At 67.3% G+C, this 20,572-nt stretch carries 22 protein-coding genes and 1 tRNA gene; 7 read left to right on the top strand and 16 right to left on the bottom strand.

The features are described from left to right. The first annotated feature begins 3 nt into the window (after positions 1-3). Positions 4-936, top strand: coding sequence for an AEC family transporter (locus PSA7680_RS07430; protein WP_085868040.1), 933 nt, complete (start codon positions 4-6; stop codon positions 934-936). Between the two features lie 196 nt (positions 937-1,132). Here PSA7680_RS07430 and PSA7680_RS07425 read toward each other — a convergent pair whose 3' ends face one another. From PSA7680_RS07425 to PSA7680_RS07405, 5 genes are all read right to left on the bottom strand, one after another. Then, on the bottom strand, positions 1,133-2,044 hold the full coding sequence (locus PSA7680_RS07425; protein ID WP_085868039.1) for an ABC transporter permease: 912 nt from the start codon (positions 2,042-2,044) through the stop codon (positions 1,133-1,135). Positions 2,045-2,168: 124 nt separating this feature from the next. Beyond that, the gene (locus tag PSA7680_RS07420) at positions 2,169-3,452 is read right to left on the bottom strand and encodes an ABC transporter permease (RefSeq protein ID WP_085868038.1); all 1,284 of its coding nucleotides are present in this window, start codon (positions 3,450-3,452) and stop codon (positions 2,169-2,171) included. A 53-nt stretch (positions 3,453-3,505) separates the two neighbouring features. Further along, entirely contained in the window at positions 3,506-4,576 is a 1,071-nt protein-coding gene (locus tag PSA7680_RS07415; RefSeq protein WP_085868037.1) for an ABC transporter substrate-binding protein, read from the bottom strand. A 91-nt stretch (positions 4,577-4,667) separates the two neighbouring features. Next, on the bottom strand, positions 4,668-5,762 hold the full coding sequence (locus PSA7680_RS07410; protein ID WP_370738536.1) for an ABC transporter ATP-binding protein: 1,095 nt from the start codon (positions 5,760-5,762) through the stop codon (positions 4,668-4,670). Positions 5,763-6,262: 500 nt separating this feature from the next. Next, positions 6,263-6,339: transfer RNA gene (locus PSA7680_RS07405), tRNA-His, on the bottom strand. A 192-nt stretch (positions 6,340-6,531) separates the two neighbouring features. Between PSA7680_RS07405 and PSA7680_RS07400 the strand changes: the two genes are divergently transcribed. Beyond that, positions 6,532-6,723, top strand: a complete 192-nt coding sequence (locus tag PSA7680_RS07400; protein WP_085868035.1) for a DUF6324 family protein — start codon at positions 6,532-6,534, stop codon at positions 6,721-6,723. On the opposite strand, the gene PSA7680_RS07395 is transcribed toward PSA7680_RS07400, so the two are convergent. Then, positions 6,701-7,153 carry an MmcB family DNA repair protein gene (locus tag PSA7680_RS07395; RefSeq protein ID WP_370738538.1) on the bottom strand — a complete coding sequence of 151 codons (453 nt, stop codon included), beginning with the start codon at positions 7,151-7,153 and terminating at the stop codon, positions 6,701-6,703. The two genes, PSA7680_RS07400 and PSA7680_RS07395, sit on opposite strands and share 23 nt — an antisense overlap. A gap of 104 nt (positions 7,154-7,257) precedes the next feature. On the opposite strand from PSA7680_RS07395, the gene PSA7680_RS07390 reads away from it, so the two are divergent. Then, positions 7,258-8,133: an aminoglycoside phosphotransferase family protein gene (locus tag PSA7680_RS07390; RefSeq protein ID WP_085868034.1), complete on the top strand. Its 876-nt coding sequence runs from the start codon at positions 7,258-7,260 to the stop codon at positions 8,131-8,133. 215 nt (positions 8,134-8,348) lie between these two features. Here the strand turns inward: PSA7680_RS07390 and PSA7680_RS07385 are convergent, their stop codons facing one another. The 5 genes from PSA7680_RS07385 to PSA7680_RS07365 form a co-directional block, all read right to left on the bottom strand. Further along, positions 8,349-8,660 carry a hypothetical protein gene (locus tag PSA7680_RS07385; protein WP_085868033.1) on the bottom strand — a complete coding sequence of 104 codons (312 nt, stop codon included), beginning with the start codon at positions 8,658-8,660 and terminating at the stop codon, positions 8,349-8,351. A gap of 146 nt (positions 8,661-8,806) precedes the next feature. Then, positions 8,807-9,274, bottom strand: coding sequence for a transcription antitermination factor NusB (gene nusB, locus PSA7680_RS07380; RefSeq protein WP_085868032.1), 468 nt, complete (start codon positions 9,272-9,274; stop codon positions 8,807-8,809). Next, positions 9,271-9,819, bottom strand: a complete 549-nt coding sequence (locus PSA7680_RS07375; protein ID WP_085868031.1) for a 6,7-dimethyl-8-ribityllumazine synthase — start codon at positions 9,817-9,819, stop codon at positions 9,271-9,273. The genes nusB and PSA7680_RS07375 overlap by 4 nt, the downstream gene beginning before the upstream one ends. Then, positions 9,819-10,922, bottom strand: coding sequence for a 3,4-dihydroxy-2-butanone-4-phosphate synthase (gene ribB / locus PSA7680_RS07370; protein ID WP_245824511.1), 1,104 nt, complete (start codon positions 10,920-10,922; stop codon positions 9,819-9,821). Before ribB ends, PSA7680_RS07375 begins: the two co-directional genes overlap by 1 nt. After that, positions 10,919-11,533 carry a riboflavin synthase gene (locus PSA7680_RS07365; RefSeq protein WP_085868029.1) on the bottom strand — a complete coding sequence of 205 codons (615 nt, stop codon included), beginning with the start codon at positions 11,531-11,533 and terminating at the stop codon, positions 10,919-10,921. The genes ribB and PSA7680_RS07365 overlap by 4 nt, the downstream gene beginning before the upstream one ends. A gap of 250 nt (positions 11,534-11,783) precedes the next feature. On the opposite strand from PSA7680_RS07365, the gene PSA7680_RS07360 reads away from it, so the two are divergent. The 3 genes from PSA7680_RS07360 to PSA7680_RS07350 all read left to right on the top strand — a co-directional run bounded on the left by PSA7680_RS07360 (position 11,784) and on the right by PSA7680_RS07350 (position 16,366). Further along, positions 11,784-13,076 carry a capsule polysaccharide biogenesis protein gene (locus tag PSA7680_RS07360; RefSeq protein WP_085868028.1) on the top strand — a complete coding sequence of 431 codons (1,293 nt, stop codon included), beginning with the start codon at positions 11,784-11,786 and terminating at the stop codon, positions 13,074-13,076. A 136-nt stretch (positions 13,077-13,212) separates the two neighbouring features. Next, positions 13,213-14,298, top strand: a complete 1,086-nt coding sequence (locus PSA7680_RS07355) for a polysaccharide biosynthesis/export family protein (protein ID WP_245824509.1) — start codon at positions 13,213-13,215, stop codon at positions 14,296-14,298. Between the two features lie 4 nt (positions 14,299-14,302). Beyond that, the gene (locus PSA7680_RS07350; protein WP_139838577.1) at positions 14,303-16,366 is read left to right on the top strand and encodes a capsule polysaccharide biogenesis protein; all 2,064 of its coding nucleotides are present in this window, start codon (positions 14,303-14,305) and stop codon (positions 16,364-16,366) included. Between the two features lie 34 nt (positions 16,367-16,400). Here PSA7680_RS07350 and ribD read toward each other — a convergent pair whose 3' ends face one another. From ribD to PSA7680_RS07330, 4 genes are all read right to left on the bottom strand, one after another. Continuing rightward, positions 16,401-17,501 (bottom strand): bifunctional diaminohydroxyphosphoribosylaminopyrimidine deaminase/5-amino-6-(5-phosphoribosylamino)uracil reductase RibD, encoded by a 1,101-nt coding sequence (gene ribD, locus PSA7680_RS07345; RefSeq protein ID WP_085868026.1) that lies wholly within the window; start codon positions 17,499-17,501, stop codon positions 16,401-16,403. A gap of 4 nt (positions 17,502-17,505) precedes the next feature. Next, positions 17,506-17,973 carry a transcriptional regulator NrdR gene (gene nrdR / locus PSA7680_RS07340; RefSeq protein WP_085868025.1) on the bottom strand — a complete coding sequence of 156 codons (468 nt, stop codon included), beginning with the start codon at positions 17,971-17,973 and terminating at the stop codon, positions 17,506-17,508. Between the two features lie 101 nt (positions 17,974-18,074). Beyond that, positions 18,075-18,497 (bottom strand): secondary thiamine-phosphate synthase enzyme YjbQ, encoded by a 423-nt coding sequence (locus PSA7680_RS07335; RefSeq protein WP_085868024.1) that lies wholly within the window; start codon positions 18,495-18,497, stop codon positions 18,075-18,077. Positions 18,498-18,500: 3 nt separating this feature from the next. Further along, positions 18,501-18,944 (bottom strand): hypothetical protein, encoded by a 444-nt coding sequence (locus PSA7680_RS07330; protein ID WP_085868023.1) that lies wholly within the window; start codon positions 18,942-18,944, stop codon positions 18,501-18,503. 235 nt (positions 18,945-19,179) lie between these two features. Here PSA7680_RS07330 and PSA7680_RS07325 point away from each other — a divergent pair, with 235 nt between their 5' ends. Then, positions 19,180-19,998 carry a family 16 glycosylhydrolase gene (locus PSA7680_RS07325; RefSeq protein ID WP_085868022.1) on the top strand — a complete coding sequence of 273 codons (819 nt, stop codon included), beginning with the start codon at positions 19,180-19,182 and terminating at the stop codon, positions 19,996-19,998. 9 nt (positions 19,999-20,007) lie between these two features. Here PSA7680_RS07325 and PSA7680_RS07320 read toward each other — a convergent pair whose 3' ends face one another. Continuing rightward, the gene (locus tag PSA7680_RS07320; protein ID WP_085868021.1) at positions 20,008-20,502 is read right to left on the bottom strand and encodes a hypothetical protein; all 495 of its coding nucleotides are present in this window, start codon (positions 20,500-20,502) and stop codon (positions 20,008-20,010) included. Positions 20,503-20,572 lie beyond the last annotated feature (70 nt).

Below are 20,572 nucleotides of genomic sequence, written 5' to 3'. Positions count from 1 at the left end.
TCGATGCAGGCGTTGATCGAGGTCATCCTGCCGGTCTTCTTCGTGATCGGCTTCGGATACCTCGCCGTGTGGCGCCGCAAGCTCTCGGACGAGGCCATCGACGGCATCGTGAGGTTCACCCAGAATTTCGCCATCCCCTGCCTGCTGTTCCGCGCCATCTCGACGCTCGATCTGGCGCAGGGGTTCGATCTCGCCCTGCTGGGCAGCTTCTACACCGCCGCCGCGCTCTGTTTCGCCGTGGGCATCGCCGGGGCGCGCCTGCTGTTCAACCGCCCGTGGGAAGACAGCGTCGCCATCGGCTTCTGCTGCCTCTTCTCCAACTCCGTGCTGCTGGGCCTGCCCCTGACGGAACGTGCCTTCGGGCCGGACGCGCTGGCGGCAAACTACGCGATCATCGCGCTGCATTCGCCCTTCTGCTACGGGCTGGGCATCACCGTGATGGAACTGGCCCGCAACCGCGGCGGCTCGCTGGCGAAACTGCCCTTTCGGGTGGCGAAGGCGATGTTCTCCAATGCGCTGGTGATCGCCATCCTGCTCGGCTTCGCCGTGAACCTCGCCCATGTGCCGCTGCCCGGCGTCTTTACGGATGCGCTGGACCTGATGGTGCGCGCGGCCCTGCCGGCGGCGCTGTTTTCACTGGGCGGCGTGCTCTACCGCTACCGGCCCGAGGGCGATCTGCGCACCATCTTCTTCGTCGTCGCCGTCTCGCTGGTTCTGCATCCTTCGCTGGTCTGGATCTTCGGCACCGCTAGCGGGCTGAACGAGGCAGCCTTCCGCTCCGCCATCCTGACTTCGGCGATGGCGCCGGGGGTGAATGCCTATGTTTTCGCCAATCTCTACGGGGTGGGCAAGCGCGTGGCCGCAAGCGCGGTTCTGCTGGGCACGGCGGGCACGATCGTCACGGCCTGGGTCTGGCTGGCGCTGCTGGGGACGTAGGGCGCGCGCCGCGAAAATTCACGCCACGGCGTTGACCACCCCCGTGTGGTCAGAACCGCCGGCATTCCCGGCTGCAGCTGGGGCTACAGCCCCTGCACCTCTGGCGCGAGCGGGCGGCCGGGGGAGGCCCGGCGCAGTGCCGGGCGAGACCTTGGATCACGCCACGCGTTGAATCCGCCGCAACGCCACTTCGCCCCTACTGCGGCGACACCCCGCGCAACCGCTCGGAGCGGCGGCGCAGCAGTTCGACGGTGGTCAGCAGGGCGATGGAGATCAGCACGAGGATCGTGGCCACCGAGAGGATGGCCGGGCTGATCTGCTCGCGGATGCCGTTCCACATCTGGCGCGGGATGGTCTGCTGATCGTGGGCGGCCACGAAGAGCACGACGACCACCTCGTCAAAGGAAGTGACGAAGGCGAAGAGCGCGCCGGAAATCACGCCGGGCAGGATCAGCGGCATGGTGATCTTGAAGAAGGTCGTCGTCGGGTTGGCCCCGAGGCTCGCGGCGGCGCGCGTCAGAGAATGGTCGAAGCCCACGAGCGTCGCCGTCACCGTGATGATGACGAAGGGAATCCCGAGCGTGGCGTGCGCCATGATGATCCCGACGTAGGAGTTCGCCAGCCCCGTCATCGAGTAGAAGAAGAACAGGCCCGTGGCGGTGATGATGATCGGCACGATCATCGGCGAGATCAGGATGGCCATGATGGCACGGCGGAAGGGCATCTCCGGCCGGCTGAGGCCGAGCGCGGCCAGCGTGCCGAGGAAGGTGGCCAGGATGGTGGAGAAGAACCCGATGATCACCGAGTTCTTGGCGGCGTTGATCCAGGCCGCGTTCGCCCAGGCATCCGCCCACCAACTGCCGTCGCGCGGGGCGTCGGGGTTGTCCATGCCGAAGGTCAGGAGCAGATCGTACCAGCGGGTGGAGTAGCCGGTGGGATCCAGTGCCAGCATCTTCTCGGTGAAGGTGAAATAGGGCTCCGCGTTGAAGGAGAGCGGGATCACCACGAGGATCGGCGCGATCAGGAACAGGAAGATCAGGCCGCAGATCACGAGATAGGTGTAGTGCCAGATCCGTTCGAGCGTGGAGGCGTGGTTGGGAAGGGCCATCAGCTGCGCTTTCTGTTCTGTGCGGGGCGCGGGCTCTGCCCCCGCACCCCAGTTTCGACGCGGGGGCTCTGCCCCCGCACCCCCGAGGTATTTCCGGCGAGAGGAAGATGCATCGTCATCCGCCTTACCCGAGCTTCAGGTTGTCGATGCCCACGAGCCGGTCATAGAGCCAGTAGAGCACCAGGATGCCGCCCAGAAGGATCGCCGCCAGCGCCGCGGCGAGCGACCAGTTGAGCGATTTTGTCATGTGGAAGGCGATCAGGTTGGAGATCAGCTGCCCGTTGGCGCCGCCGACGAGGGCTGGGGTGATGTAGTAGCCGACCGCGAGGATGAAGACGAGCAGCGCGCCGGCGCCGATGCCGGGCACCGTTTGCGGGAAGTAGATCCGGCGGAAGGCCGTCCAGCTGGTGGCGCCGAGGCTGCGCGCGGCGCGCACGTAGGAGGGGTTGATCGGCCGCATCACCGAGTAGAGCGGCAGCACCATGAAGGGCAGCAAGATATGCGTCATGGCGATGATCGTGCCCGTCTGGTTGTAGATCATCTGGATGCGGCTGTCGTCGTCGAGGATGCCGGTGGCCACGAGCGTATCGTTGACCACGCCCTGGCTTTGCAGAAGCACGATCCAGCTCGTGGTGCGCACCAGGAGGGATGTCCAGAAGGGCAGCAGCACGAAGATCATCAGCAGGTTGGAATGGCGCAGCGGCAGCGTCGCCAGAAGATGGGCGATCGGATAGGCCAGCAGGAAGCAGAGGAAGGTGATCAGCAGCGACAGCAGCAGCGTGCGCGTGAAGAGCTTCACGTAGACCTGCCGGTTCTCGTCCACCGAGACGATGCTGCCGTCGGCGTCGCGTGCCAGATCGAGCGCGGCGAGGTAGAAGTTGAAGGTGTAGGCGGAAGAGGCGCCGCGCATCACCTGCCAGAGCTCGGGATCGGCCCAGTCCTCGTCGAGGTCGAGCATCGCCTCCTTGTAGGGCGGTTCCAGCTTCTCGGCGCGGCGCGCGGCCTTGGTGAACATGGAACGCGAGCCGGCGCGTTCGTAGTTGATCCGTGTGCCCACCGACCCCGGCGCCTTAAGCTCGCGCAGCACGACGAGATCCTTCACCAGCGCCTCGTAGGCGGCCTCGTCGGGTTCGGTGCCCGGCGGGTTCTCCTTGAACCAGGCGCGCAGGTTGACCATGATCGGCGTCTTTTCTCCCGATCCGATGTCGGTGTGGGTGGTGAACCCGGGGTTGTGGACCGACCGGTGCAGCATCTGCGCGATCGGGGCCACGAAGGTCAGCAGGACGAATGCCAGAAGTGGCAGAACGAGGAAAAACGCGCGGCGGCGGGCGCGGGCCTGCGCCGAGGCGAGCGCGGCTTTCAACGGTTTGCCGTCAGCCGTGGTGAGGGGGGCGGAGATATCGGCCATGACCTGTCTTCCCGTGGCGGTGGGCGGCCCGGCGAGGGGCCGCCCTGTCTTGATCAGTTGGCGAGCCAGGCGTTGAAACGCTCGTTCAGTTCGGCGTCACGATCGACCCAGAACTCGAAGTTGTTCACGAGCGCGTTGGTGAGGTTTTCGGCCGCCGTCGGCATGTGCGGCGCCATTTCCGTCTTGCCGTCGGAGTAGAGGCCGACGAGCGCACCGGAGGATTTGCGGGCCGGGCCGTAGGAGATCCAGGAAGCCTGATCGGCGAGGCGCTGGGTATCGGTCGCGAAGGCGATGAACTTCAGCGCTTCTTCCTTGTGCGGCGCCCCTTTGGGGATCACGAAGAGATCGAAGTCGAGGATCTGGCCGTCCCAGACGATCTCGAAGGGCTGGCCCTCGCCCACGGCGGCGTTGAAGATCCGGCCGTTGTAGGCGGTGGACATGGCCACCTCGCCGTCCGCCAGAAGCTGCGGCGGCTGGGCGCCGGCTTCCCACCAGACGATATCGTCCTTGATGGTGTCGAGCTTGGCGAAGGCACGGTCCACGCCCTCGTCGGTTTCCAGCAGGTCATAGACTTCGCTGGCGGGCACGCCGTCGCCCATCAGGGCCATTTCGAGCGTCGCCTTCGCGGATTTGCGCAGGCCGCGCTTGCCCGGGAACTTCTCGGTGTCGAAGAAATCCGCCATCGTCATCGGGGTGCCTTCGACACTGTTGGTGTTGTAGGCGTAGACGGTGGACCAGACGATGTTGGCCACGGCGCAATCCTGCAGCGCGCCCTCGATGAAATCCTCGGTGGCCGGGGTGCCATCGGGCGCCGGCGGCAGGATGGAGTGGTCGATCTCTTCCAGCAGGCCCTCGTCACAGAGACGCACGGCATCGGAGAATTCCACGTCGGCCACGTCGACGGTGACGTTGCCGGCTTCCACCTGCGCCTTGATCGGCGTGGCGGGGTTGTCGGCGTCAACCGAGTTCACGCTGATGCCGAATTCGGCGGTGAAGGGCTTGTGGTAGGCTTCGACCTGGGACTTCGTGTAGGCGCCCCCCCAGGACATCACGGTCACTTCCTGCGCGCTCGCGGCGAAGGCGAGGCCGGTCAGGGCCGTGGTCAGAACCAGTGTTTTCTTCATGTCGTTTCTCCCATGTTGCTGTTTGGTCTTGTTGGTTTTGCCCGCGGCCACCGCTTGCGCTGAGCGGCCGCCGGCCAAAGGCTGCAATGCGTCAGCCTGCGTCGAGCGCGCGGGCGTCCTGCGCAAGCCAGCTGACCTGCGTGGTTTCGCCAACGCTCAGGTGGCTGTGCCCGGCGGAGTTGGGCACCTTGACCACGAATTCGTCGTTGCCGTGAACGGTAAGGCGGCAGCGGATGTGATCGCCCAGGTAGATCAGCTCCTGCACCGTGGCGCTGGTGCTGTTGGGCCCGCCCTGCGCCGCCACGCTCACCCGCTCGGGGCGCACGGAGATCAGCGTGTCGCTGCCGACGCCGCCGCAGTTCACCGCCAGCGCGGTGCAGGTCTCGCCATCGTCGAGCTGGACGGTGGCGATATCGCCGTCGAGCGCGATCACTTTGCCGGAGAGCTTGTTGTTCTCGCCGATGAACTGCGCCACGAAGCTGTTCTGCGGCTGCTCGTAGAGCTCGGCCGGCGGGGCGAGCTGCTGGATGATGCCGTCGTCGAACACCGCCACGCGGTCCGACATGGTGAGCGCCTCGGATTGATCGTGCGTCACGTAGACGACGGTGATCCCGAGGTTTTCGTGCAGGTGCTTGATCTCGTACTGCATGTGCTCGCGCAGCTGCTTGTCGAGCGCGCCGAGGGGTTCGTCCATCAGCACCAGCGCGGGATCGAAGACCAGCGCGCGCGCCAGAGCGATCCGCTGCTGCTGGCCACCGGAAAGCTGCGCCGGGCGGCGATTGCCGAATTCGCCCATCTGGACCATCTCCAGCGCCCGCTTGACCTTGGCCTCGCGTTCGTCCTTGCCCATGCCGCGCACTTCCAGCGGGAAGGCGAGATTCTCGTTCACCGTCATGTGCGGGAACAGGGCATAGTTCTGGAACACCATGCCGATGCCGCGCTTGTGCGGGGGGATGTTGTTGATCGGGCGGCCGTCGAGAAGAATCTCGCCGTGGGTCGCGGTTTCGAAGCCGGCCAGCATCATCAGGCAGGTCGTCTTGCCGGAGCCGGAGGGGCCGAGCATCGTCAGGAATTCGCCCTTGCCGATGGAGAGATTGAGATCTTTGACGACGAGGGTCTCCCCGTCATAACTTTTCTGAACGCGGTCGAAGACGACGAACGCGCTATCCGTATCGGATGTTGCCACGTTGGGCTCCCTGTCTTGCATGGCGCTTGGGCGGCGCTCTCTTTTCAGCCCTGACTAAAACAACTGCCCAAAGACTTTGCAACTCATTCGATGACGCGCGTCAAAATCTCTGCGCCCCGGCGGAAGAAGCGGCAGGGCCGGCACCGGATCTGGCCGGGCCGCCGAAGCCGTGAAATTCGCGAAAATCACAGGAATTTGCCGAGTTCTGGCAGGTTTCACCATCCCCGGGCGCCGCACGCCGCCGCCGATTGGCGGTTCACACCTTGCGCACGGCGGTTGCCCCTTGGGCAGGCGCAGCTCTGCCGCGGCCCTGCGGAACCCCGAGTCGCCTTTCCAAAAAAGCGAGAGACTCAGGGGCGGAGATCAATCCAAAGGCGAAGTGCGATTGCGGAGCTTACGGCACCGAGGGACGCCGATCCGCAAGACCGCGCCCATCAGCCGATGCGCATAGGAACCAGAAGGCGCCTGCACTTGCGATTACAATCATCAGATGGGGGGGGTGGTACCACCTCCCCGGCTCGAACGGGGGACCTCCTGATCCACAATCAGGCGCTCTAACCAACTGAGCTAAGGCGGCACGGGGGCTCATTTATCGCCGTGGTTCGGCGAATGCAAGGGCGAGTCTACGGGTTTTTGAAGGCCGGTTCAAGAAAAGGGCGCAGGGCGGCTCTGCCGCGGCCCAAGCACGGGGGCGCCGCCCGCCGGCCACTTGCGCCAACGCCCTGAAACCATTACCTCGAACGCACGCCACAACCAAGGAGCCTGCCCGATGGGCATCAACACGGAAAGCGACATCTCTGCGAACCTCCAGATCGGCCCCACCTCGCTGGGCATGGTCCGGATCTACATCGAGGCGGACGGCATCGAGATCCCGATGGATTTCGAACCGGAGGAGGCCATCGAGATTGCCGAGGAGATCCGCGCCGCAGCCGAGGCCGTCAAGGCCCGAAAAGGGCGCTGACGCCCGGATCCCTGTAGGCTTGCAGCCGGCGGGCGGCGTGGCGGGCGAACTTCTGCGTCAGCAGCTTGCGCCGGGCCGCCGCCAGCTTGCTCTCCGGGCCGAGGCGGAGGATTTCCGCATCATAGGCATCCGCGATGATCAGGCCGGTTTCCTGCGGCAGCAGCTCCGTCGGGAAATCGGCATCCACCGCCCAGAAGTAGCGATCGCACCACTCCAGGTAGCCCTGCCACTTGGAATCGCTCTGGAAATCGGCGCGGCTGGATTTGCACTCCACCACCCAGATCTCCCCTTTCGGCCCGAGTGCCATCACGTCCACCCGCAGGCCCCGATCGGGCACGAACTCCTCCACCGCCACGAAATCATGGTGGCGCAGGTGGCGGCAGACACCGCGGGCCAGCAATTGGCCGGGCTGTAGCTCGGGCATGTCCATCATGGGGCATGAGCATGAACATTAGGTGAACAAAACGCAAGAGATTCGCGCGAAAGCGGGTGCGAATTGACAGGGCCCTGCCCGCGTGGTCCGATCAGGCGGCCATGTCGCCGCCCGGATTTCCCCTCACAGCCCCGCCCCCGAAACTGCCAGGCGATCTGCCGCCCGCGTGGCGCATCGGCGACCCGCGACATGTGGCACGGACCGACATCGCCGATGTCTACCGCGTGACCAGCCGCTGGGGGCCGGCCGCGCTGAAGCTGTTCCGGGAGGGCAACGCGAGAAACGAGGCCCGCGCGCCGGCGTGGCTGGCGGAGATGGCGGGCCCCGGCGTGGTGCGGTGCTTCGCGCATGAACCGGGGCGGGTGTTGCTGCAATGGCTGGACGGCCCCGCGCTCGGCGACATCACCCGGCAGGGGGCGGACCGGCTGGCGGATATGGAACTGGCCGACCTGGCCGGCCGCCTGCTCTCCCGCAAGACGACGGCCCAGACCGATTTCCCGGATCTCGCCGCCTGGACGGAAGGCCTGTGGGCGTTCAAGCCGGCGGACTGGTGGCAGCCGGAGGATGTGGCCGCCCTGCATGCGGCACGGAAGATCGCGCGTCGCCTGCTGGACACGGCCCCCACCCCCTGCCTGCTGCACGGCGATCTCCACCACGACAACGTGATCCGGACGGGTTGGGGGTGCGTCGCGATCGATCCCAAGGGGATCCGGGGCGATCCGGCTTTCGAACTGGCCAATGCCTTCCGCAACCCGAAGGGATTCGTGGGCCGGCTCGATCCGGCCTGCCAGACCGGGCGGCTGGCGCTGTTCGCGCAGGCCACCGGGCTGGAGCGCGGGCGGATCGCGGGCTGGGCGATGGTGAAATGCCTGCTGTCCTCGGCCTGGGCGGGTGAGGACACCACCCTCGTGCGCTTCAACCTCGACGTCTACCGGACCCTGCGCGGCGCTTTCGCGGATGTTGCGCCGCTTTCGTGATGTGCGGGCGCTTGGCAAAGCCGCGCGCGCACCCTATGTAGAGCCCCGGCGGGTGCTGCCCTTCTCGTATACTACGGTTCAATTCCGGTGGCCTTAAGCAAATCCGAGGGAGCTGGCTCTGTCACGGTCCTGGCCGCGTTACCTGGCGCCCACCTGTTCACACAGGTCCTCGGGAATTCGTCAACCTCTACGGCTGCGTTTGCGGGCCCGCCACTTCAGCCCTTCCGGTGGCTCTCCACCGGGACGGGCACTGCCAGAGGTGCACGCAGAGGCACGGCATCGCGCTTGCCGCCCGCGTCATCGTCCTCCTCGGCCATGCGCATGATGGCGATCCCGAACTGGACGCCGGAAAAGACGATCCCGTTGAACAGCACCAAGAGCGCCACGGCCATCCAGCCGATGTTGGAATGGGTCACGAGGTGCCAGAGGTTGGCGACGTTGAACCATAGAAGGATGGCCACGAAGACGGCGGAGATGCCAAAACCGATCAGGCTGTGGGTGATATAGAGGCGAACGAGCGCAGGCATGGGACCCTCCGGCAATGATCAACACGCAGAAGGATAGGCCGCCGGGCCCGTCTGCCAAGGGTGCACGGCGCCGCAGGCGGCGCCGGTTTCCTGCCTCCGGCGGGGATATTTTCAGGAACAAAGTTGGGCCCCGCGCGGGGCACCTTTCAGAAGGCTTCGGGCCTGGCTTCGCGGGCCATGTGATCGAGCACGGCGTTGACGAACTTCGGCTCGCGGCCTTCCGGGTAGAAGGCCTTGGCCACGTCCACGAACTCGGTGATCGTCACGCGCGGGGGGGTGTCGCCCTGGATCAGTTCGGCGCCGGCGGCGCGGAACAGGGCGCGCAGGGTGGGATCGATCCGGTCGATCGGCCATTTCGCGACGAGGGCGCGGTCCGTCATCTGGTCGATGCGGGCCTGGTAGTTGACGGCGGTGTCCGTCAGGAAGCGGAAGTGGGAGACATCGCCCTCGATCATCTCGCCTTCTTCGTATTGCGCGCCGAAGCGGTGATCCTCGAACTCGCGCATCACCTTCTCGGCGGTCTGACCCGAGCTTTCCATCTGGAACAGCGCCTGCACGGCATAGAGCCGCGCGGCGGATTTCATCTGGCGTTTCTGATCGGCTTTGGCGCTCATGCTGTCGTGGATCCGCTGCTTTTCTCGGCGATGCGGATCTCTTCGCCCTGCGGGCGGAATCCGATGCCTTTGGTCTGGGCGCCCCATTTGCGCGAAAGCGCGATCAAATGCAAGGCCGCAGCCGCCGCGCCGCCGCCCTTGTTCTGCTGATCGGGGGCGGCCCGCACGATGGCCTGGGCCTCGTTCTCCACCGTCAGGATGCCGTTGCCGATGCAGAGGCCCTGCAGGCCGAGCAGCTGGATCGCGCGGGAGGAGTCGTTGCAGACCGTCTCGTAATGGGTGGTTTCGCCGCGGATCACGCAGCCCAGCGCCACGTAGCCGTCGAAGTTGGCCTGCCGGTCGGCGATGCCGATGGCGGTGGGGATCTCCAGCGCGCCGGGCACTTCGACGAGCTCCCAGTTGCCGCCGGCGGCCTCGATCTCGGCCGTTGCGCCGGCCACGAGATCATCGGCGATCTCCTTGTAGTAGGGCGACACCACGATCAGCAGTTTCACCGGCTTGTCGAAGCTCGGGCGGGCGAGCACGTAGTGGGAAATTCCGGCCATCAGTCACGCTCCATCGGGATCTTGCGGGTGCCGGTGATCGACAGCCCGTAGGCTTCGAGCCCGACCACCTTGGGTTTGGGCGAATTGGTGAGCAGGACGATCTCGGAGAGCCCGAGGTTGGAGAGGATCTGCGCCCCCAGCCCGTATTGCTTGAGCGTGTTGGAGGAGACCACGTCGTCCTTTTCGAGTTTCATGTGCAGATCGCGCAGCAGCACGACCACGCCGCGCCCCTCGCGGGCCACTTCGCGCATGGCGTCGCCGAACTCGCCGGCACGCCCCTTGGGCCCGGTGCCGACGATGTCGAGCAGCGGGTCGAGCGTGTGCATGCGGGTCAGGACGGGGCCGGGGGCGGTGATGTCGCCCTTGATCAGCGCGATGTGCTCGGCGCCCATCGTCTTGTCGGTGAAGATCTTCATCTGCCATTCGCCGCCGAACTCGGAGGTGATCGGGTGATCGGCGGAGATCTCCACGAGGTTGTCGTGGCGGCGGCGGTAGGCGATCAGGTCCTCGATGGTGCCGATCTTCAGCCCGTGGCGCTGTGCGAAGGCCACGAGATCGGGCAGGCGCGCCATGGTTCCGTCCTCGTTCATGATCTCGCAGATCACGCCCGAGGGGTTGAGCCCGGCGAGCCGGCTGATGTCCACCGCGGCCTCGGTGTGGCCGGCACGCACCAGAACGCCGCCGTCGCGCGCGCGCAGCGGGAAGACATGGCCGGGCGTGGCGATGTCGGCCGCCGTCTTGCTGGCGTCGATGGCCACGGCCACGGTGCGGGCACGGTCGTGCGCGGAGATGCCGGTGGTGACGCCTTCGCGGGCCTCGATCGAGATCGTGAAGGCGGTTTCGTGGCGCGAGGAGTTGTAGTTGGCCATCAGGGGCAGGCCCAGCGCGTCGATCCGCTCCTCGGTGAGCGTCAGGCAGATCAGGCCGCGGCCGTGGGTGGCCATGAAGTTGATCGCTTCCGGCGTCGCCATCTGCGCGGGGATCACCAGGTCGCCCTCGTTTTCGCGGTCCTCGGCATCGACGAGAACGAACATGCGCCCGTTGCGGGCGTCCTCGATGATCTCCTCGATCGGGGAGATCGCATCATGGTATTCGGCGCTCATTTGCTGCCCCATTCGCGAAGGCGCGCCACGTAGCGGGCCATGGTGTCGATTTCGAGGTTCACCACGTCGCCGGCCTTGGCCGTGCCCCAGGTGGTGACCTGCTTGGTGTGCGGGATGATGTTGACGCCGAAGGTGCTGCCCTCGACCTCGTTCACGGTGAGCGAGGTGCCGTTCAGCGCCACGGAGCCCTTCGGCGCGATGAACCTCGCCAGCTCGTCCGGGGCGCGGAAGGTGAAGCGGGTGCTGTCACCCTCGTCGCGGGTTTCGATGATCTCGGCCACGCCGTCCACGTGGCCCGACACGATATGGCCGCCCAGTTCGTCGCCCACCTTGAGGGCGCGTTCGAGATTGAGCCGCCCGCCGAGGGCCCAGCCGGAGCCCGGCGTGCCGATGTTGGTTTTCGCCACGCTTTCGGCGCTGATCTCCACGTCGAACCAGTTCTGCGGGCTGTCGCCCTTGGCGATCACCGTGAGGCAGACGCCGTTGCAGGCGATGGAGGCGCCGAGATCGATGCCGCTGGCGGCATAGGCCGTGCCGATGCGCGCGCGCAGGTCGCCGCGTTGCTCAAGCTCCAGAATGGTGCCGACATCGGTGATGATACCCGTGAACATGGGCGCTCCTTTTCCCGGGGGCAGAAATCTGGGCCTGACGTAGCGGCTCCCCCCAGTTGACGCAAGGGGGCGCCGGACCGCCAACGCGACGGAATTTCGGAACAATACACCTGATTGATGCAGGATTGATGCACGATCACCGCCTTATTTCCGCCCGCTTGATCGTTCATTCTGGTCGGGATGATCCCGGTTGGGTAAGTGTTTTTGTGAGGGCGCAATGCGGGTGCAGCCGCGCGCCGTGTGAGGGACCATGGGACGCAACCTCGTTTCCGATCGCAGGTTTCTATTCCTGCAGGGGCCGCACGGGCCGTTCTTCCACCAGTTGGGCCGGATGCTGCGGCTTGCTGGGGCCGAGGTCTGGCGCGTGGGGTTCAACCAGGGCGACCGCGCCTTCTGGTTCGACGCGGACAGCTACATTCCCTTCCGCGACTCCCAGGACCAGTGGCCGGCGCGCTTCACCGCGCTTCTGGCCCAGAAGCAGATCACCGACATCGCGCTCTACGGCGACACCCGCCCCATCCACGCGCAGGCCATCAAGATCGCAAAGGCCCGCGGCGTCACCGTCCATGTCTTCGAGGAAGGCTACCTGCGGCCTTACTGGATCACCTACGAACGCGGTGGCAGCAACGGCAATTCGCGCCTGATGGAGATGACGGTGGCCTCCATGCAGGAGGCGCTCGCGCACTCCGACGTGGACGTGCCAGAGGCGCCTGCCCATTGGGGGGACATGCGCCAGCACGTGTTCTACGGGGCGCTCTACCATTACTTCGTGATGCTGCGGAACGGCGAGTATCGCAATTTCCGCCCCCACCGCGCCCTGCCGGTCACGCGGGAATTCCAGCTCTATTTCCGCCGGCTGCTGCTGATGCCGGCGCTCTGGGCGGATCGGGTGATCTCCACCACGCGGATCAAGACGGGGGGCTTCCCCTACCACCTTGCATTGCTACAGCTCGAACACGATTCCAGCTTCCAGATGCACAGCCCGTTTTCCTCGATGAGCGAGTTCCTCGAACTGGTGATCGAGGGGTTCGCGGAGGGCGCGCCCGGGCACCACCACCTGGTGTTCAAGGCCCACCCGCTGGAAAACGGGCAGGTTCCGATTCGGCGCCAGATCAAGGAGCTCGCCCGCGCCCATGACGTCACCGGGCGGGTGCACTACGTGCGTGGCGGCAAGCTGGCGCAGCTGCTCGATCACGCCCGCAGCGCGGTGACGGTCAATTCCACCGCGGCCCAGCAGGTGCTGTGGCGGGGCCTACCGCTGAAGGTCTTCGGCGATGCCGTCTATGCCAAGCCCGAGTTCGTCTCGACCCAGCCGCTGGCGGAATTCTTCGCCGCACCGGCCCGGCCCGACACGCGCGCCTACCGCGACTACCGCGACTACCTGCTGGAAACCTCGCAGGTTGCGGGCGGGTTCTACTCCAGCCGGGGGCGGCGCCAGCTGCTGCGCCAGATCGTCGATCTGATGCTCGCCCCGCAGGATCCCTATGATGCGCTGAAATCCGGCAAAGCGGCTCCCCGGCAACAGTTGCGGATCGTCACCTGAGCGCCGCAATCTCGGCGCTGGATTTTTGAACGGGATTCTCGTAGTTTACAAAAAAAACTTGAGGCAGTGTTCATAATCGAGGAGCCCAACCGTGAAAAGTGTGGCGTCCAGCGTCGCTCGCGCAGCGGCATTCTGCTTGCTATTTGCAAGCCTCGTGGGGTGTTCGCTCCCACGTTCCGGCCCCAGCAAGGAAGAGATCTACGAAGGCTCCGTCCAGCGGCAGGGGGACGCCTTCATCGTGACGGTCAACGATCGCGTCACGCGGGCCACCTCGCTCGTGCCGGCGCTCGGCTTCTCCGAGGCCTTCCAGAACGCAGGCGTTCTGGGCTCCGATACGATCAGCCCCGGCGATACGCTGGCCCTGACCATCTGGGAAAACAGCGACGTTCCGCTGCTCGGCCAGGAAGGCGTGAACTCCACGTTCCTGTCGGAAGTGCAGGTGGATGGCTCCGGCCACATCTTCGTGCCCTACGCGGGCCGCGTGCGCGCCGCCGGCAACACGCCTGAAGCGCTGCGCAAGATCATCACCGAGAAGCTCGACACGCAGACCCCCGATCCGCAGGTGCTGATCGTGCGCGCCGCCGGGGATGGCTCCACCGTCTCCGTGGTCGGGGACGTGGCGGCGCAGGGCGTATACCCGATCGAGCGCCCCTCGCGCACGCTGTCGGGGATGCTGGCGCAGGCCGGCGGGATCACCTCGGAGCTGGAGATCACGCAGATCAACGTGATCCGCGGCGGCAAGACCGAGCGCATCTGGCTCACCGATCTCTACAAGAACCCCCATATGGACATCGCCCTGCGCAACGGCGACAGGATCGTAGTGCAGGAAGACCAGCGTGATTTCACCGTGCTCGGAGCCACCGGCGCGCAGAGCCGCGTGCCTTTCGAATCCCAGACGATCTCGGCCATCGAGGCGCTGGCGCTCGTGGGCGGGCTGAACTCCAACCTCGCCGATCCCACCGGCGTGTTCATCATGCGCAACGAGCCGGCCGAAATCGCCAACACGGTGCTGGGCCGCAATGATCTGCAAGGGGCGCAACGCATGGTCTACGTGCTCAACCTGACCGAGCCCAACGGCATGTTCATGGCGCGGGATTTCGTGATCCGCGAGGACGATACCCTCTACGTGACCGAAGCCCCCTACGTGCGCTGGCAGAAATCGCTCAACGCCATCGTCGGGCCGATCAACACGACGGCCTCGCTCTCGACGCTGGCCAACTGAGGCCTTGACGCCCATCCGTGATCCAGACGCCGCCGGGGACGCGACTCCCCGGCGGCTTTTCGTTTACAACGGCGGCTTTCTCACCAATGCCCGCGTGAAACGCATCCTGGCGCTCTCGGGCTACCGGGTCCGCCTCGGCAAGCCGGGGCCGCAGGATTGGGTCGGCGTCTGGGGCCAGAGCCCCACCGCCCCGCGGGGCGAGGGCGTCGCGACCCGCACCGGCAACCCGATCCTGCGCGTGGAAGATGCCTTCCTGCGCTCGGTGCTGCCGGGGCGCTCCGGGGAGCCGCCACTGGGGCTGGTGCTCGATGAAACCGGCGTCCACTTCGACGGCCGCACCCCGAGCGATCTGGAAACCCTACTCGCCACCCATCCGCTGGACGACACCGCCCTGCTCGATCGCGCACGCGCCTGCATCGCGCTGCAGATGCAGGCGCATCTGTCCAAGTACAATGCCTTCGATCCGGCGGCAGGCGTGCCGGACTCTCCCTACGTGCTGGTGCTGGACCAGACCCGCGGCGATGCCTCCCTCACCGCCTGCGGCGCCGATGTCGCCACCTTCCGCGACATGCTCGTCACCGCGCAGCTCGAGCACCCGGGCCTGCCGGTCTACGTCAAGACCCACCCGGAAACGGCCGCCGGCCACCGCGCCGGGCATTTCGATGAACGCGACGCCTCCCACCGCGTCCGCCTGCTGACGGAACCGGTATCGCCCTGGGCGCTGATGCAGGGCGCCGTCGCCGTCTACACGGTCTCCTCCCTGCTGGGCTTCGAAGCGATCTACGCCGGCCATCGCCCGGTCGTCTTCGGGCAGCCCTTCTACGCGGGCTGGGGCCTGACCGACGACAGGATGCCCGTGCCCCGCCGCAGCCGCCAGCTGACCCGCGCCCAGCTCTACGCGGGCGCGATGCTGCTCTATCCGCGCTGGTATGATCCCTACGGCGACAGGCTCTGCGCGCTGGAGGAGGTGCTTGCCACCCTGCCCGCCCTCGCGCGGCAGTGGCGCGAGGATCGTGCCGGCTGGATCGGCACCGGCATCCGCCTCTGGAAGCGCCGCCCCTTCCAGCAGATCTTCGGCACCTACGCGCCCGTCCGATTCCGCGATGCTCCGCAGGAGGCGCTGGCCCAGGCCCGTCGCCGGGGCGGGCGGCTGATGTACTGGGCCGGCAAGGCGACGGCGGAGCTTGAAACGCAGGCCAACATCGAAGGCGTGCCTCTGTGGCGCGTAGAGGATGGCTTCCTGCGCTCGCGCGGGCTGGGCGCGGAACTCGTGCCCCCGCTTTCGCTGGTGCTGGACGACTTGGGCATCTACTACGACCCGCGCCGCGAAAGCCGGCTTGAGCGGCTGATCGCGGATGCCGATGCCCTGCCCCCGGCCGCGCTGGCGCGGGCCGAGGCGCTACGGGGCGCGATCCTCGCCGCGGGCCTGAGCAAATACAATCTCGAAGGCGCCTCCCTGCCGCCGCTGCCCGAGGGGCACCGGATCCTCGTCCCCGGACAGGTGGAAGACGACGCCTCGATCCGCACCGGCACGCAGGCCGTCGGAACGAACCTCGCCTTGCTGCAGGCCGTGCGCGCCGAAAATCCCGGCGCGGTGATCCTCTACAAGCCCCACCCCGACGTGGAGGCCGGGCTGCGCCCCGGCGCCGTGCCCGAAGCGGACCTGGCCGGGCTGGCCGATGCCGTGCTGCGGGGGGCCGATCCGGTTGCCCTGCTGGGAGAGGTGCAGGAAGTCTGGACGATGACATCGCTTCTGGGTTTCGAGGCGCTGCTCCGCGACGTGCCCGTCACCTGCCTCGGCACGCCCTTCTACGCCGGCTGGGGCCTGACCCGCGACCTGGGCGAAGTGCCCGCCCGCCGCAGTGCCCGCCCCTCCCTTGCCGGGCTCGTCCATGCCACTCTGATCGACTATCCGCGCTACCGCGATCCGGTCACCGGCCTGCCCTGCCCGCCCGAAGTGATCGTGGAGCGACTGAAAAGCGGCGCGGTGCCCCGGCCGGGGCCCTTCAACCGAAGCCTTTCGAAACTGCAGGGGCTCCTTGCCGGCAAGGCCCACCTCTGGCGCTAGGCAGGGCGCGCCCCGCCCCTCCGGCCCGGCAGGCTCAGGTGGCCGGCGCCGCGCGCTCCCAGACGTGCATCACGTCGCCACCGACCGCGCGCACCTCCTTCAGGGCGAACCGCGGCGCCTCGGCGAGGCGCTCGACGCCCATCGCCCCGAGCGAGGGCCGGCCCTCCGCCCCGAGGGCGACACCCGCGGTGAACCCAACGAGCCTGTCCACGAGATCGGCATTGAGCAGGGAGGCGGCGAAAGCGCCTCCGCCCTCGCAGAACACGCGGGTCAGGCCGCGGCCCGCCAGCGCCGCCAGCGCCTCCGCAACCGAAAGCTCGCGGTTGGCCGCCACCGGCACCTCGATCGTTTCCGCACCAAGGGCCTGCCACGCCGATACATCCTCGGGGCTTGCATCCCGGCCGTGCAGCAGCCACACCGGCACGTCGCGCGCCGTGCGCGCCAACTGACCGGTTCTCGGCAGATCCAGCCGCCGCGAGGCCACCACGCGCACCGGCTGATGCGCGATGCCCAGCCCGCGCACCGTGAGCGAAGGGTCATCCGCCCGCGCCGTGCCGCCGCCCACCAGAACCGCGTCATGGCAGGCGCGTTCGGCGTGGACGAGGCGCCGCGCCGCCGGGCCGGTGATCCACTGGCTCTCCCCGGTGGCGGTGGCGATGCGGCCGTCAAAGGAATTGGCCAGCTTGAGCGTCACCATCGGGCGCTGCCGCTCGACCTTGAGGAAGAAGCCGAGGTTCGCGGCGCGCGCCTCTTCCGCCATCACGCCCGTCTCCACGGTGATCCCGGCGGCCCGCAGCATCGCATGGCCCTTGCCGGCCACGCGGGGATCGCTGTCTTGCAGCGCGCTCACCACGCGGGCCACACCGGCCTCGATCAGCCCTTCGGCGCAGGGCGGCGTCTTGCCGTGGTGGGCGCAAGGCTCCAGCGTCACGTAGGCGGTGGCGCCGCGCGCCGCCGCGCCGGCCTGCGCCAGCGCCACGCGTTCGGCATGGGGCCGCCCGCCCGGCTGGGTGAAGCCGCGCCCGACGACGCGGCCGTCCTTCACGATCACGCAGCCGACGGCGGGGTTGGGCCAACACCGCCCCAGGCCCCGCGCCGCCAGAGTAAGCGCGAGCCGCATGAACCGGTTGTCCATCGGGTTATTCTTCCGTCTGTGTCGGCGGGCGCAGCTCGTGGACGAAATCCTCGAAATCGTCCGCGGCCTGGAAATTCTTGTAGACGCTGGCAAACCGCACGTAGGCCACGGTATCGATCCGGGCCAGGGCCTCCATCACGATCTCGCCGATCGTGTTGGACGGAATATCGGTTTCGCCCATGCTCTCCAGACGCCGCACGATGCCGGAAATCATCTGGTCCATCCGCTCCGGTTCGACCGGGCGTTTCTGCAGCGCGATGCGGATCGAGCGCTCCAGCTTGTCGCGGTCGAAATCCTCGCGCCGCCCGTTCGACTTGATCACCACGAGATCCCGCAGCTGCACCCGTTCGTAGGTGGTGAAGCGCCCGCCACAGGCCGGGCAGAAGCGCCGCCGCCGGATCGCCACATGATCCTCCGCCGGGCGGGAATCCTTCACCTGGGTGTCAATATTACCGCAAAACGGGCAGCGCATGGCCTCTCCCTTGAAGTGATTTCTAAGTTATCCACAGGCACTATAGGCGCTACCCAACAGTTTGGGTAGAGGGCAAATGCCACCCCCAGATGCAGCGGCGCTCAGGGGCAGATATGGCCGAACACCCGGCGGCGGTGCGGGGCCGTGCGATGTTCGAAGAGGTAGATGCCCTGCCATGTGCCCAGCACCATCTGCCCGCCCGCGATCGGGATCGACAGGCTGACCGGCATCATCGCCGCCTTGATGTGGGCGGGCATGTCGTCGGGGCCCTCGTAGGTGTGGCGCAGGTAGGCCATGGACGGATCGCTCGTGGGCGGCACGAGGCGGTGGAAGAAGGCCTGCAGATCGCCCTGCACCTCCGGGTCCGCGTTCTCCTGGATCAGCAGCGAGCAGGAGGTGTGGCGCGCGAACAGGGTGAGCAGCCCGGCGTCACACCCCGCCTCCGACACGAAGTGCCGGACGTCATCGGTGAATTCGTAGAGCCCCGCACCGGAGGTGCGCAGCTCGAAGCCCCGCTGCCACACGCGTCAGAACTGCAGCATGGAATTGCGGGTCTGGCAGGTGAAGCGCGCGTGTTCCGCGCCCCAGTTCTCGCCAACCCGCGTCATCGACATCGCGAGGCGCCCCGGCAGCAGATCGGCGCGCTGGCGCAGCTCGGGGCTGGGATCCACGGTGAAGCCGACGCTTTGACGGCCGGAGCGGAACTCGGCCGGGCCGGAGGGTTTGCGCAGGTAGACGCGGGCGGTGGGAGACACGCCAAGCCGGCGCATGACGTAATCCCCGGCGGCGCACCAGTAGTCCGATGCCCCGTTGGGCGCCTGTTTCAGCACTTCGAAATCCACCGGGCGTGCCGGGTTGGGCAGCACCTGCAGAGAGTTCTGCGACAGGAAGACGTTCCCATTCGAACCCGAGGTGTTGCAGCCCGCAAGGGCGAGGACGGACACGGCGGCGGCGGTGAGAAGGGCTTTCATCGGGGCGCTCCCTTGGGCTGGAAATGGCGTTGCGACAACTCTACGGCGCGGCCGGGCGGGCGTCCACGGCAAAGGCGGCAAAGTTTCGCGACCCTGCGCCGCAAGCGCCGCGCCGCCCGGCAGGGGTCAAAATCATCGTTAACCAAAAATTAACCATTCCCTTTCGCCCGGCCCGGACCCCGCGTATCGTTAAGGTTAACGAAAATTAACCAAGGCTGGAGCGGCCGGGAGGGACATGATGGTGGGGCGCCTGGCCTGCGCAGCGGGCACATTGGTGGCCGGGTTGGCTGCGCCGCTCGCGGCAGGGCCGGCAGCCCTGGAAGCCGCCGGCCGTCAGGGCATCGCGGCGGCCGCGGGATTCACCGAACGCTTCCAGCGCGCTTCCGCCCCGGGCTGGCACATCGCGGAATATGATTTCAGCCACCCCGCGTTCGATACCGACTGGCGCCGGGCCAACGTCCGGATCGCCGGCGGGCTCACGCTGGATCTCCTGCCCCGCGGAGGGCCGGGCAATCGCTTCTCCGGCGGTTCGATCCGGCGCGATGCGCCCACCGGGCACGGCCGCTACGAGGCCGTGCTGCGCGCGGCCGGCGGGACGGGGCTCGTCACCGGTTTCTTCACCTACACCGGCCCCGCCTACGGCAGCCGCCACGACGAGATCGACATCGAGATCCTCGGGCAATCGCCCGATCACCTGCACGCGGCCTGGTTCGTGGACGGCGACCTGCAAAGCCGGCGCATCCCCCTCGGCTTCGACGCCTCCGCGGGGTTTCACCATTTCGCCTTCACCTGGGAGCCCGGCCGGATCACCTGGGAGGCCGAGGGCCGCGTCTTGCTGGTGATCGAGGAAGGCCCGGGAAGGCCCCTGCCGCGCGTTCCGGGCCGCCTCTTCGCCAATCTCTGGGCCGCCGATCCGAGCATCGCGTCCTGGGCCGGGCATACCGCGCCGGCCACGCGCGCGCAGGCGCAGTTCGCCTGCGTCGCCTATACGCCCCTGAAGGCTGCCCTGCGCGGCCGGCCGCCGGCCTGCGCGGCGCCGGGCGGGACGAGCTGAGCCGAAGCGTCAGTCGAAGAAGGGGTTGATCGGGCGGCAGGCCGTCTGGCTCGCCGCCGCGTGACGGTTCTCGCCCACCCGCTTGACGGAGAAGTTGTAGCTTTCGGGCAGGGCTTCGCCGGTGGCCACCAGCTCCGCACTGGGCGCGTAGGTGAAGGTCGCGGCCTTGCGCCCGGCCACGAAGCGGCTGGCACCCTCGGGGCGGGAGAGATAGATCCGCGTGTTTCCGCCGCGCCCCAGCCCCATGGCGATGTAGTCGCCGGCCGCGCACCAGTAGTCCGCCGCCCCGGAGCGCCCGGCGGCCAGGATCTCGAACTGGCCCGGCACCTGCGGATCGGGGATGGCCGTGAAGCCGTTGCGGGTGACATAGGTGCCGCCGCGCGCGCCGACATTCGTGCTCACCGCAACGCCGGTGCCGTTGCTGCCCGTCGTGCCCACGGCCACGTTGCACCCGGCAAGCATGGCCAGCGCCAGACCGGCCGCGATCGTTCTGCGAACTCCCATTGCACCCTCCCAAGGATGAAATCCCGTGATTTCACCAGCCTAGCGGCAGAGAGCCCCCGTGGCAACGAAA

The sequence above is a fragment of the Pseudoruegeria aquimaris genome, from assembly GCF_900172235.1.
Taxonomy (GTDB): domain Bacteria; phylum Pseudomonadota; class Alphaproteobacteria; order Rhodobacterales; family Rhodobacteraceae; genus Pseudoruegeria; species Pseudoruegeria aquimaris.
This window is presented reverse-complemented; position numbering and strand designations above follow the sequence as displayed.

What these genes read in the sequence shown, in the direction of transcription:
- PSA7680_RS07430 (WP_085868040.1), top strand. Translation starts at nt 4, where the DNA reads ATGCAGGCGTTGATCGAGGTCATCCTGCCGGTCTTCTTCGTGATCGGC.
- PSA7680_RS07425 (WP_085868039.1), bottom strand. Translation starts at nt 2,044, where the DNA reads ATGGCCCTTCCCAACCACGCCTCCACGCTCGAACGGATCTGGCACTAC.
- PSA7680_RS07420 (WP_085868038.1), bottom strand. Translation starts at nt 3,452, where the DNA reads ATGGCCGATATCTCCGCCCCCCTCACCACGGCTGACGGCAAACCGTTG.
- PSA7680_RS07415 (WP_085868037.1), bottom strand. Translation starts at nt 4,576, where the DNA reads ATGAAGAAAACACTGGTTCTGACCACGGCCCTGACCGGCCTCGCCTTC.
- PSA7680_RS07400 (WP_085868035.1), top strand. Translation starts at nt 6,532, where the DNA reads ATGGGCATCAACACGGAAAGCGACATCTCTGCGAACCTCCAGATCGGC.
- PSA7680_RS07395 (WP_370738538.1), bottom strand. Translation starts at nt 7,153, where the DNA reads ATGGACATGCCCGAGCTACAGCCCGGCCAATTGCTGGCCCGCGGTGTC.
- PSA7680_RS07390 (WP_085868034.1), top strand. Translation starts at nt 7,258, where the DNA reads ATGTCGCCGCCCGGATTTCCCCTCACAGCCCCGCCCCCGAAACTGCCA.
- PSA7680_RS07385 (WP_085868033.1), bottom strand. Translation starts at nt 8,660, where the DNA reads ATGCCTGCGCTCGTTCGCCTCTATATCACCCACAGCCTGATCGGTTTT.
- nusB (WP_085868032.1), bottom strand. Translation starts at nt 9,274, where the DNA reads ATGAGCGCCAAAGCCGATCAGAAACGCCAGATGAAATCCGCCGCGCGG.
- PSA7680_RS07375 (WP_085868031.1), bottom strand. Translation starts at nt 9,819, where the DNA reads ATGGCCGGAATTTCCCACTACGTGCTCGCCCGCCCGAGCTTCGACAAG.
- ribB (WP_245824511.1), bottom strand. Translation starts at nt 10,922, where the DNA reads ATGAGCGCCGAATACCATGATGCGATCTCCCCGATCGAGGAGATCATC.
- PSA7680_RS07365 (WP_085868029.1), bottom strand. Translation starts at nt 11,533, where the DNA reads ATGTTCACGGGTATCATCACCGATGTCGGCACCATTCTGGAGCTTGAG.
- PSA7680_RS07360 (WP_085868028.1), top strand. Translation starts at nt 11,784, where the DNA reads ATGGGACGCAACCTCGTTTCCGATCGCAGGTTTCTATTCCTGCAGGGG.
- ribD (WP_085868026.1), bottom strand. Translation starts at nt 17,501, where the DNA reads ATGGACAACCGGTTCATGCGGCTCGCGCTTACTCTGGCGGCGCGGGGC.
- nrdR (WP_085868025.1), bottom strand. Translation starts at nt 17,973, where the DNA reads ATGCGCTGCCCGTTTTGCGGTAATATTGACACCCAGGTGAAGGATTCC.
- PSA7680_RS07330 (WP_085868023.1), bottom strand. Translation starts at nt 18,944, where the DNA reads ATGAAAGCCCTTCTCACCGCCGCCGCCGTGTCCGTCCTCGCCCTTGCG.
- PSA7680_RS07325 (WP_085868022.1), top strand. Translation starts at nt 19,180, where the DNA reads ATGATGGTGGGGCGCCTGGCCTGCGCAGCGGGCACATTGGTGGCCGGG.
- PSA7680_RS07320 (WP_085868021.1), bottom strand. Translation starts at nt 20,502, where the DNA reads ATGGGAGTTCGCAGAACGATCGCGGCCGGTCTGGCGCTGGCCATGCTT.